The sequence below is a fragment of the Burkholderia cepacia complex sp. TUM26381 genome (assembly GCF_057439935.1).
In genome coordinates this window covers 2,683,307-2,694,655 of sequence record NZ_CM172007.1, presented here as the reverse complement: position 1 = coordinate 2,694,655, position 11,349 = coordinate 2,683,307, and the positions used below count along the sequence as shown (strand labels likewise).

General features: G+C 64.8%; 11 protein-coding genes. 8 read left to right on the top strand and 3 right to left on the bottom strand.

What is annotated here, in order from left to right:
* Positions 1-35 precede the first annotated feature (35 nt).
* The 5 genes from ACWMMN_RS28765 (at position 36) to ACWMMN_RS28745 (ending at position 5,649) form a co-directional block, all read left to right on the top strand.
* Positions 36-932, top strand: coding sequence for an IclR family transcriptional regulator (locus tag ACWMMN_RS28765; protein WP_486423467.1), 897 nt, complete (start codon positions 36-38; stop codon positions 930-932).
* Positions 933-1,234: 302 nt separating this feature from the next.
* Positions 1,235-2,359 carry a porin gene (locus tag ACWMMN_RS28760; RefSeq protein ID WP_155627294.1) on the top strand — a complete coding sequence of 375 codons (1,125 nt, stop codon included), beginning with the start codon at positions 1,235-1,237 and terminating at the stop codon, positions 2,357-2,359.
* A gap of 39 nt (positions 2,360-2,398) precedes the next feature.
* Complete coding sequence (locus tag ACWMMN_RS28755; RefSeq protein ID WP_059237520.1) at positions 2,399-2,611, top strand: DUF3311 domain-containing protein; 213 nt, start codon at positions 2,399-2,401, stop codon at positions 2,609-2,611.
* Positions 2,608-4,086, top strand: coding sequence for a sodium:solute symporter family protein (locus tag ACWMMN_RS28750; protein ID WP_174992817.1), 1,479 nt, complete (start codon positions 2,608-2,610; stop codon positions 4,084-4,086). Before ACWMMN_RS28755 ends, ACWMMN_RS28750 begins: the two co-directional genes overlap by 4 nt.
* Positions 4,087-4,188: 102 nt before the next feature.
* The gene (locus ACWMMN_RS28745) at positions 4,189-5,649 is read left to right on the top strand and encodes an amidohydrolase family protein (RefSeq protein ID WP_059237518.1); all 1,461 of its coding nucleotides are present in this window, start codon (positions 4,189-4,191) and stop codon (positions 5,647-5,649) included.
* Positions 5,650-5,789: 140 nt separating this feature from the next.
* Here ACWMMN_RS28745 and ACWMMN_RS28740 read toward each other — a convergent pair whose 3' ends face one another.
* Positions 5,790-6,875 (bottom strand): DUF1176 domain-containing protein, encoded by a 1,086-nt coding sequence (locus ACWMMN_RS28740; RefSeq protein ID WP_486423466.1) that lies wholly within the window; start codon positions 6,873-6,875, stop codon positions 5,790-5,792.
* A gap of 237 nt (positions 6,876-7,112) precedes the next feature.
* Between ACWMMN_RS28740 and ACWMMN_RS28735 the strand changes: the two genes are divergently transcribed.
* From ACWMMN_RS28735 to ACWMMN_RS28725, 3 genes are all read left to right on the top strand, one after another.
* Positions 7,113-7,859 (top strand): SDR family oxidoreductase, encoded by a 747-nt coding sequence (locus ACWMMN_RS28735; RefSeq protein ID WP_486423465.1) that lies wholly within the window; start codon positions 7,113-7,115, stop codon positions 7,857-7,859.
* 153 nt (positions 7,860-8,012) lie between these two features.
* Positions 8,013-8,867, top strand: a complete 855-nt coding sequence (locus ACWMMN_RS28730; RefSeq protein ID WP_342705981.1) for a DJ-1/PfpI family protein — start codon at positions 8,013-8,015, stop codon at positions 8,865-8,867.
* A gap of 124 nt (positions 8,868-8,991) precedes the next feature.
* Positions 8,992-9,474 (top strand): YybH family protein, encoded by a 483-nt coding sequence (locus tag ACWMMN_RS28725; protein WP_174992813.1) that lies wholly within the window; start codon positions 8,992-8,994, stop codon positions 9,472-9,474.
* A 90-nt stretch (positions 9,475-9,564) separates the two neighbouring features.
* On the opposite strand, the gene ACWMMN_RS28720 is transcribed toward ACWMMN_RS28725, so the two are convergent.
* Positions 9,565-10,512, bottom strand: a complete 948-nt coding sequence (locus tag ACWMMN_RS28720) for a GlxA family transcriptional regulator (RefSeq protein ID WP_059237513.1) — start codon at positions 10,510-10,512, stop codon at positions 9,565-9,567.
* 326 nt (positions 10,513-10,838) lie between these two features.
* Complete coding sequence (locus ACWMMN_RS28715; protein ID WP_174992811.1) at positions 10,839-11,132, bottom strand: hypothetical protein; 294 nt, start codon at positions 11,130-11,132, stop codon at positions 10,839-10,841.
* Positions 11,133-11,349: the final 217 nt, after the last annotated feature.

The window sequence follows — 11,349 nt, the reverse complement described above, 5'->3', positions numbered from 1 at the left end:
TATTCCGTTCAGCGAAATCATCGAGGAGAGCCGGCATGCAGGAACCCCATTCGACCGGAACGTCGCCGGCCGCACGCGCGCCGCGCGCGGGCGAGGACGCCGCCGATGCGACCGATGCGGCTGGCGCACCGGGCACCGGCATGCTGCAGCGCGCGTTCGCGATCCTGCGCGCACTGGCCGGCATGCAGCAGGACGGCGTGCGCGTCACGCATCTCGCGAAGGCCGTCGGCCTCACGCAGGGCACCGCACACCGGATCCTGCAATCGCTGATCGCCGAAGGGATGGTCGAGCAGGACGAGCAGTCGAAGCTGTACCGGCTGAGTGTCGATTTCTTCGCGCTTGCCGCGCAGGCCGGCAACCCGAGCAGCATGCGCACGCTGTGCCGTCCCGCGCTGCTGCGGCTGTGCGCAAGCCTCGGCGAGACGATCTTCCTGCTGGTGAAGAGCGGCTTCGACGCCGTGTGTCTCGACCTGTGCGAAGGGCCGTTCCCGATCCGCTCGTTTACTGGGGACATCGGCGGGCGCATCGCGCTCGGCGTCGGGCAGGGCAGCCTCGCGATCCTCGCGTTCCTGCCCGAAGCCGAGCGCGAGGAAGTGATCCGCTTCAACGTGCCGCGCATCCGCGGTTACGGCGTGCTCGACGAGGTGTACCTGCGCACCGAGATCGAACGCGTGCGGCAGCTCGGCTACGCGGGACGCAACAGCGGCGTGCTCGACGGGATGGCCGGCGTCGCGGTGCCGATCCTCGATCGCACCGGTTATCCGGTCGGCGCATTGAGTGTCGGCACGCTCGCGTCGCGCCTCGGCGACGACCGGATGCCAATGGTCGTCGAGTTGCTGCGGCGCCAGGCCGACGCGATCGGGCCAAGCACCAACCCGTTCGACGCCGCGTTGCGGCGGCCGATGCACGGGCTATCAGGGAAAACCGTATAGCGGCGTCGCGCGTCGCCATTTCGTCAGCTTGCTTACGCAAGTCATTCACGTCAGATCAAAACGCACCGCGTCCAGCCGGCCTGCGTGCTTTCGTTTCTCTTGCGGGGTCGCTTGACCCCCGCGCATTTTCCCCTTCATCGCCCTCATTCGATTTTCAACTGATGGCCAGTTGAACATTTCATTTCTTGATGCGGTTACGGCTGGATACCATCCAGCCAAGCTTAGACAAGCCGACCGGCGCGTATGGGCAGGATCAATAAAACACAACATCGATGAGCAGGTTTGGAGAGGAGATGATGGAGATGGTGCGAATGATGGGTGGGAAGACGGGCGCCGCACTGGGCGCCGCGGTCGCAATGCTGTTCGCCGGCGCCGCGCACGCGCAGTCGACGGTGACGCTGTACGGGATCGTCGATGCGGGCGTGACTTATACGAACAACGCGAAGGGCCACTCGCTGTGGCAGTTCACGGGCGGCAACGAGTCGGGCCCGCGCTGGGGCTTGATCGGGTCCGAGGATCTCGGCGGCGGCCTGAAGGCGAACTTCAGGCTCGAAAACGGCTTCAACGTCGCGAACGGCGCGCTCGGGCAGGGCGGCCGGATGTTCGGCCGGTCGGCATGGGTCGGCCTGAGCGGCGCGAACTGGGGCGCGGTGACGCTCGGCCGCCAGTACAACTCGACGCAGGACATCCTCGGTTCGCTGCAGATGAGCAGCTTCCTCGCGCAGTACTCGACGCACCCGTTCGACAACGACGACATCAACAACACGTTCCGCACCAACAACGCGGTCAAGTACATCTCGCCGACGATCGCCGGCCTGCAGGCGAACCTGATGTACGGGTTCTCGAACTCGACCGGCTTCGCGAACGACAACACCTGGAGCGCGGGCGTCACGTACGTGAACGGGCCGCTCAACGCGGGCGCTGCCTACACGCGCGTGAACCATCCGGCGAGCAGCGCGACGGGCGCCGTCGCGTCGGACAATTATTTTCCCGCGTCGGCATCGGTGTTCGGCGCCGGCCTGTCGAGCGCGGTGCGCCAGCAGATCTGGGGTGCGGGCGCCAGCTACGCAATCGGGCCGGCGACGCTCGGCCTGCTGTATACGGGCTCGAATTTCGGGCAGGCGACGGGCGGCGCGCTGCGCTTCAACAACTACGAAGGCAGCCTGCGCTACATGATCACGCCCGCACTGATGGCGGCCGGCGGCTACACGTATACGAAGGTCGCGCGCAGCGGCGACAGCGGACACTATCAGCAGGTGTCGGCCGGCGTGCAGTACCTGCTGTCCAAGCGCACTGACTTGTACGTGAACGGCTTCTACCAGAAGGCGTCGTCGTCGGTGGGCAACGCGTGGATCGAGGGCGCCGACGGCCCGTCGTCGACGACGTCGCAAGTGGCGGTGGTGGCCGGTATCCGCACGAAGTTCTGATGTCCTGACGCGTTCGCGCGTCTTCCGGAGGAGACTCACATGAAATTCAAACTGTTGCTGGCGGCGCTGCCGTTCGTCGGGATGTATGCAGGCGGCTCGCTCGCCGAGGCACGTCCGCTGCTGTTCGGGCTGCCGTTCCTGCTCGTCTGGAACCTGATCTGGATGGCGGCGACTGCCGTGATCCTCGCGATCCTGTTCCATCTCGACGAGCGCGACGCGGACCGCAACGGCCGCACGGGAGACGCGCGATGAACGCTTCGATCATCATCATCGCGGCGTTCGCCGTATTCGCGCTGGCGATCGGCGTGATGGCGCGCCGCGGCCGCAAGCTCACGCTCGAACAGTGGGCGGTCGGCGGGCGCGGCTTCGGCTCGTTGCTCACGTTCCTGCTGATGGCCGGCGAGGCGTTCTCGACGTTCTCGTTCCTCGGCGCGAGCGGCTGGACCTACAGCAAGGGCGTGCCGGCGTTCTACATCCTGTCGTACGGCTGCCTCGCGTTCGTGATCGGCTACTGGATGCTGCCGGCGATCTGGCGCTACGCGAAGGAGCGCGGCCTCGTGTCGTTCGCCGATTACTTCGCGTCGAAGTACGACAGCCGCGCGATCGGCGTGCTGGTGTCGATCGTCGCGGTGTTCGCGATGGTGTCGCTGCTGATGATCCAGCTGCGCGGGCTCGGCGTGATCGTGTCGGAGATGTCGTACGGGCTGATTCCGCAATCGGCCGCGATCTGGATCGCCGCGACGCTGATGGCCGTGTACATGGTCGTGTCGGGCATTCACGGCTCGGCGAGCATCGCGATCTTCAAGGACGTGCTGATCCTCGCGATCGCGATCTTCCTCGGCCTGTACCTGCCGATGCATTACTACGGCGGCCTCGGCGAGATGTTCGCGAAGATCGATGCCGCGCATCCCGAACTGCTGCGCATGCCCGAGCACGGCTTCAACCTGAGCTGGTACAACTCGACGATCCTGCTCACGTCGCTCGGCTACTACCTGTATCCGCACGGCTTCACCGCGATCTACGTCGCGAAGGACGAGCGCGCGCTGCGCCGCAACGTGATCCTGATGCCGCTGTACCAGGTGCTGATCGCGTTCCTGTTCCTCGTCGGCTTCGCGGCCGTGATGACGGTGCACGGGCTCGAAGGCGCGCAGACCGATCTTGCGCTGCTGCGCCTCGTGAAGCAGACGTTCCCCGCATGGTTCGTCGGCGTCGTCGGCGGCACGGGCCTGCTGACCGCGCTGGTGCCGGGCTCGCTGATCATGCTGAACGCATCGACGACGATCGCGCGCAACATCTATCGCGAAGGCTTCGCGCCGAATGCGACCGACCGCGAAGTGACGCGCGTTGCGCGGATCGCGCTGCCGATCTTCACGCTGGTGGTCGTCTACTTCGTGCTGCGCGGCGGCGCAACCTTCGTGACGCTCGCGATCTTCTCGTCGAGCCTGCTCACGCAGCTCGTGCCGATGCTCGCATCGAGCTTCCTGAAGCGGCCGTTCGGCACGCGCGAGGGCGCGTTCGCGGGCATCGTCGCCGGTGCGATCGTGATCGCGATGACCAACTACTACGGCGTGACGCTCGCGTCGCTGTTCCCCGGCGCGTCGAGCACGTTCACGTCGATCAACCCCGGGCTCGTCGCGCTCGCCGTGAACGCGGTGGTGTTCATCGCGATCAGCACGGTGCAGCGCAAGCTGAAGGCCCGTGTCGCGGCGCCGGTGCGCTCCGCGTGACAGTTGCTTCGCCGTTTCGCGGTCAGGCCGCCGGGCAGCCGCCCGGCGGCCTGGCCGTTTGACGGCGCCCCGCTCAATCGAACGACAACAGGACTACACGTCATGACGACCGAAGACAAGCGCGTAGCGATCGACATGCTGATCGCGAACGGCTGCGTGATCACGATGGACCCGCAGCGGCGCGTGATCGAGAACGGCGCGGTTGCCGTGGAGGGCGATCGCATCGTCGCCGTCGGCAGCACCGAAGAACTGCAGGCGCGCTACCGTGCGACGCGCACGATCGACGCACGCCGCAAGGCCGTGCTGCCGGGCCTGATCGATGCGCATGCGCACGCGGGCCACGCGATGCTGCGCACGATTGGCGGCGCGGACGGCGATGCATGGTCGGCCGCGGCCGAGACGATCTACACGCGCGCATCGGACGAGGCATTCTGGGAAACCGAATCGCATCTCGCCGCGCTCGAACGGCTGAAGGCCGGCGTGACGACCGGCGTGTCGCTGCTCGGCGGCGGCAATTCGATCATGCGCGTCGACGATCCGGTCTATGCGCGACGCCATTGCGACGCAGTCGTGCGCACCGGTACGCGCTCGATCGTCGCGGTCGGCCCGTCGCGTCCGCCCGCGCCGCGCGCGTACACGCGCCACACGCCGGACGGCAGCGAGACGCGGGACATCGGTTTCGACACGATGTACGACGTGTGCGAGCGCATCGTCGACGAATGCCACGGCGATGCCGACGGCCGGATCCGGATCGCGCTGACGCTGCCCGTGTACGGTCCCGAGCACGACCCGGAACTTGCGCAGTACGAGCGCGACTTCCGCGACCAGGCCGCGCGCTACGGTGCGCTTGCGCGCGGGCGCGGGCTGACGTTCACGCAGGATGGCCACCGCGCGGGCACGCTCGCGTTCGCGCATCGCGAGCTGGGGCTGCTCGGGCCGACGTCGTTCATGTCGCACAGCATCGACCTGACCGACGACGACATCGCGGCATGCGTGGAGACGGGCACCGCGATCATCCACAACCCGAGCGCGATCATGTCGATCATCGGGCGCTGCCCGGTGCCCGAGCTGATCGACGCGGGCGTGACGGTGGCGATCGCGTCGGACGGCGCGGCGCCCGATCGCGGCTACGACATGTTCCGCCACATGTGGCAGTGCATGCACTATCACCGTCGGCATTTCCGTGATCCGGACGTGCTGCCGCACGGCAAGGTGCTGGAGATGGTGACGATCGATGCGGCGAAGGCGCTGTCGGTCGATCACGAAATCGGTTCGCTCGAAACCGGCAAGCTCGCGGACATCATTCTCGTCGACCTGTTCCGGCCGCACATGATGCCGATGAACATGCCCGTGTATCGCGTGACGTGCTTCGCGAACGCGGCCGACGTGTGCATGACGATGGTCGGCGGCAGGGTGCTGATGGAGGACCGTCGCGTGCTGTCGGTGGATGAAGGCGAGATTCTCGAGCGCGTGAACGAAGTTGCGGAAACGATGATCGAGCGCAGCGGCTTGCGTCATCTGCTCGACGAGCCGAAGACGCTGTGGGGGCGCAGCCACTACTGAGCGGTCACGCCGGCGCGGCTGGCGTATCGCCGGATCCGGCATGCGGCGGCCGCAGCGCAATCGGGCGGCCGTAGGTCGATACGGGGCCGGTCTGGCGGTCGCCAGTTCGGCCGCGCCCGTCATCGAAGGCGATTACTGCCTTACTTCTTTCGCGACCGGTAGAGGGTGGGCCAGTCACCCGGCGCAACGCCGCCACACGTTTCTTGCCGGGCTGCAGACGACATCTGAAACGCGTGGCCATCCCAGATCCATTCGGTCCGAAAGCCGCAATCGGCCAGCCCGCGCCCTTTGCCGAAAGTCGACAGGGTGCCGGTAGCCGGATCAAAGTTCGGTTCGAACAGCAACGCGTCCGAAGTGCCCTCCGCAGCATCGTTCAGCTTGACGGGCTCCGGTGCGCCGCCACCCGTGCGCGGGGCGACGAACACGTTCGACGATCCCTGGTACGCGCCTTGAATGCAGGGAAGGAAAACCAGCGCCTTGCGTGCGTCGAGGGCATACGCGGCTTCTTCGAGATGCGTTGACGCATTCTCTTCGCAGCTGCTGGCGTCCCGGACACGTTTCGTGCGCGCGATCAGGTTCTGTTCCTCCTGCCCGGATAGCCGCGAAGTGATCTTCCGTGTCGGTACGAGCGGCAGCGACGGTGCGAGCGGGACTTGGGAGGCGGGTGCAGGGCCTTTGCGGATCAATGCGGTCACACCGCCGATACGTCCCTGCCGGTCATCGATGCGCAAGAGGGCGGCGACCATGCCGTCGAGGGGAACATAGGCGCTTGCATCCGAGCCGACCTGAAGCTTCGTGCCGTTGCGAAGTCGTGACACGAATGCGGCGATGGCCGCAGGCTGCGTGACCGACAAAGTCGCCAGGTTGTTGGCAAGGTCGGTGTTCACGTTCCAGGCCGACGCGTCCAGCCGCAGCGGCACCCCGTCAACACGCAGCTCATCCGGATCGATACTCGCGTTGGTTTCGATATAGAGACGTGCTTCGAGCGAGCCGTTTGGCCCGGCCGCGCGAATGAAGCGCAAGTCTGCGCGGGCTTCGCCGCCGCTCGCGAAACCCTTCGCCTCGCAGGTCAGTCCGTTGTCGCAGGCGACCAGCCACGATTTGTAGGTGTCGTAGCTCGGTGAGTTGCCTTCCCGAGGCGGCGTTGCGACGGCGACGAGCGGGACAGTTGCGATCGCGATAAAAGCCATGAATGCGGCGCGTGCCTTGATGGAACGAGTGCTCATGTCCTGCTGCGGAGTTGAGGATGAAGCGCATCGTAACGCAAGTGGCGTACCGGAGATGAAGCAGGTCGATGCGGCGTCCGTTCGAATCGGGTGGCGTTTTTCGAGGGTTATACGACCTTTGAGCCATTTGCCTCACGCTCCATACTTCAGTGGCAGATCAAGCCGGGACAGCGCACAAACGCGATTGCGTTGTGAACGTTCGGCCTGATCCATTCACGACATGAAAAGGAACGGAAGATGAGGCTCAAGAACAAGTCAGCGTTGATTACGGGGGGCACGAGCGGCATCGGCCTCGCAACGGCGAAGCTGTTCATCGCAGAGGGCGCCCGGGTAGCGGTTACCGGCCGCGACGAGGCCGTGTTCGAGCATGTGAAGGCCGAGCTTGGCGAGAACGCGATCGTCCTCAAGGGCGACGTCCGTTCGCTCGAGAACATGCGGGCGATTGCCGCCGAGGTCAACGCGAAATTCGGCGGCCTGGATATCGTGTTCGCCAATGCGGGCTGGGCATTCCCGTCCGCGGTCAACGACATCGACGACGCACTTTATGGCGAGATCATGGACATCAACGTCAAGGGCGTGGTGTTCACGCTGCAGGCGGTGCTGCCGGACTTGCGGGAAGGTTCGTCCGTGATCCTCAATACCTCGTTCGTCGCGCAGACCGGCAAGCATGGCATCTCGTTGACCGCGGCCGCGAAGGCTGCCGTGCGATCGCTCGCGCGCAGCTGGTCCTACGAGTTTCTCGACCGGAAGATCCGCTTCAACGCGATCGCCCCCGGTGCGATCGACACGCCGCTGCTCTCCCGGTGGGGCATGCCCGACGAATGGGTGCGCGACCGCAAGGCCGAGTTCGCCGAAGCGATTCCGGTGGGCCGCATGGGCAAGGCCGAGGACATCGCCAACGCGGCCCTCTATCTCGCCAGTGACGAATCCTCCTATGTCGTCGGCACCGAACTGGTCGTCGACGGCGGAGCGTCGCAGCTTTAAGCCGGCAGTTCATGCATCCGGAGCCCGGCACGTCGTCGCGGCTCGTCCACATCCCGACTTCACGTCCGCCATGCCTTTCGTCGTGGCGGTGGTTCAATCCGGCCCGGCCTGGTTGCGCTCGCAGAGGGGGCCGAAGTGCAAGGAGAAATCATCTTGACCGACAGTAGCGATAACCACGCATCCGCCACGCCACTCACCCGGGCAGGTCGTTCGCGCCGCGACATGCTCAAGCTTGGAAGCGTCGCCACGCTCGGCGCCATGCTGGGCGGCGGGGCCTTGCTCGGGCACGCGACGCCCGCGCTTGCGCAGGCAGGCAGCGATGCCATGCTTGCCCCGAACGACCCCCTCGATATTCTGATCGTCAATTACGACGGGGGGACGCTGCTCGACTTTGCCGGCCCGAGCGAGATTTTCCACCGGTTGCCGAATACGCACGTTCGTTACGCGAGCCTCAATGGTGGCAACGTGACGCTCGAATTCGGCGTCGTGTATGGCAATACCGAACGGTTGGCCGATATCGAGAAGACCGACGTGATTCTCGTTCCCGGCGGATCGGATCTGAGCGTGCCGATGCAACCGGCGTACCAGGCGCAGATCCGGCGCCTGGCACAAAGCGCGAAACACGTGACGTCGGTGTGCAACGGATCGCTCGTGCTCGCCGCGACGGGCGTGCTCAAGGGCAAGCGCAGCGCCTGTCACTGGGCGTTCGTCAACAAGCTGTCCGAATATGGCGCCATTCCCGTTCCGGATCGCTTCGTCGAAGACGACAACGGCCGCTTCATGAGCGGCGGCGGCGTGACGGCGGGCATCGACTTCGCGCTTCGCGTGGCAGCGAAACTGCGCGGCCAACAGGCCGCCGAGTTCACGCAACTCGTGATCGAATACGATCCCGCTCCGCCGTTCCATTCCGGTCATCCGAGGGATGCGCGGCCGGAAGTGATCGCGATGGTCGACAAGGAACTGCCCGGCGCATCCAGGGGGCTCGCACGAATCCCCGGCGTGCGCTGAACGTCTGCAGCCCACGTGTGCGAGGCCATCCGCCGGCCTCGATGAAGGCCGCCGGCGACGCTGCCTGTGCCGCCTGCCCGCTCGGGCACCCGCTTCAATTCAAGCCACAACCGGAAATCACTCGATGCAACAGATCCGTCTTTGTACTGCCGCGCTTGCGGCCTGCGTGTCCTTTTTCGCCTTCACGGCGCCGGCTGTTGCCGGCGGTTCGCAACGTCCGCCCGAAGCGGCCATCAAGGCCGAAAACGCGCGATGGGCCGATGCCTTTGCGCGCGGGGATTATGAGGCGCTCGGCCGACTCTATACCGACGACGGCGCGCTCTTGCCGCTCGGCGGCGACAAGGTCACGGGGCGCCGTGCGATCACCGAGTACTTCGCCAACGGGTATGCCGGATCGAAACCCGGCACCGTATCGTTCAGCAATTACGAGTTTTACGGTAATGACCGGGAAGTGACGGAGGTATCGGATGCGGAGGTGCGCGATCACGATGGAAAGCGCCTGATCCGCGCGAAGCAGATTCTCGTCTTTCTGAAACAGGACGGCGCGTGGAAACTGCATCGCGACATGTGGAACGATTACGCGCCCGTCAAGACCGGCGGCCAATGAGCGTCCGGCGGCACGGCGCGTCACTGGCCCACGCGCCAATAGTCCGTTAGCGGGACGTCGACCAGGCAGCACGCCGATCGTCGAGGGCGATCAGCGTGCTGGGTTCGATCTGCTCTCGCGCCGAATCGCCTGCGGCGGGTGCCCATGCAGTTTGATGAAGGCCCGCCGCATCCGCTCCGGATCGGTGAACCCCACCGCCAGCGCAATCTGTTCGATCGGTTCGCTGCCACCCTGCAGCCGCAGCCTCGCGGCTTCGACGCGCAAGCGTTCGACCGCCTTCGCAGGCGTTTCGCCGGTTTCCCGGCGAAAGGCGCGTCCGAACTGTCGCACGCTCAATCGTGCGGCATCCGCGAGTCGTTCGACCGGCAACGCTTCCGCCAGATGTTCCCTCGCAAAATTCAGCGCGATGCGGATGCGATCCGATTCCGGTTCCATCTGCGACATCGCGGAGAATTGCGACTGCCCGCCGGGTCGACGATACGGCACGACCAGAAGCCGGGAGACGGCGCGCGCAATTTCCGCCCCCAGGTCTTTTTCGATGATGCCGAGCGCCAGGTCGATTCCGGAGGCGATGCCTGCCGATGTCCAGACGCGGCCATCCACGACATAGATACTGTCGCCGTCGACTTTGATGCGAGGGAAGCGCGACTGCATCAGCGCAGCGTATCGCCAGTGCGTCGCTGCTCTCAGTCCGTCCAGCGAGCCGGTTTCCGCGAGCAGGAACGCTCCCGTACACACGCTGGCGACCCGTGAGGCCCTGGCGGCCAGTTTTCGGGCAGCGGCGACGTTTTCCGGTGTCTGCATCGGCTCGATATCACCGCCCACGAAAACGACCGTGTCGAACGTGCGCCTTCCCATTGGCTTCGTGTCGATCGAAAGGCCGGTATTGCCGGGAATCGGGCCGCCGGATTGCGAGATGACATGAAGGTCATAGGGCGTATGGCCGGCAGCCGTGGTTACCTGATTAAAGGCCGACAGTGGCCCGCCAAGGTCAAGCGCATCGTAGCCACGGCAAACGAAGAATCCAATTCGATGCATGACAGGGCAGATACCGGAAACTCGGGAAGGCGTATTTTAGCGAGAACCCTCAAATCGTGTCATTCAGCCTGAAACGAGGGAAATACGTCGTTGACATCGCAATCGGTTCCCGCGCAGCCGGCAAGTTGCGACGCGCAGTAAACGCGAAACGCCCCGTCGTTTGCCGGCGGGGCGCGGTTGTCATGCAGCGGCGAAGGTCAGCGACGGTAGATGTATTCGAGGTCGGTCGATTCCCCGACTTGCCTGAAACCAGCCTTTTCGTAGGACGCGATGGCCTTCGCGTTGCCCGACTGGCAAACGAAAGATGAGCATGATTTACCCAATCCTCAAGGCGGGTTTTTTCCTAATGCGTCCATCAAGGCGATGACGGGATAGATGAAACCCGCGGCCAACACCGTGATCATTGAATGCCACCACGGAGAAAGTTTTTCGAGGCGAGCAACGCCGACGACGCTCAAGAGCGCAGAGACGGCGCCAGCACACGCGAGAAGCCAGAATGGAAATTCTTTTGGAACCGTGAACGCTGAAAAGAAGAACGTCAAGGCAACTGGCGCGGACACCATCAGAAGCAGGAGATCGGCCACCAGGAAGAAAATTTTCCACCGTTTCAGTCGCGACATGATTGTCCTGGTGCTGTACTCGGTTTCCGGCGGGTGCCCACGCTGAAATTCAGTCGCTATGGGCAGTCTGCGTATGCTGACAGTGATGGTTCGCCAAAACAATATCGCATCGATTGGAGGCGCCAGTGCCGCGCTCGTGGGCGAACGCGGACAAATGTATGGTGCGCGCCGGAAACCCGCGATGCACCTTTTTTTCGCCTACGCGACGCCGTCTGGC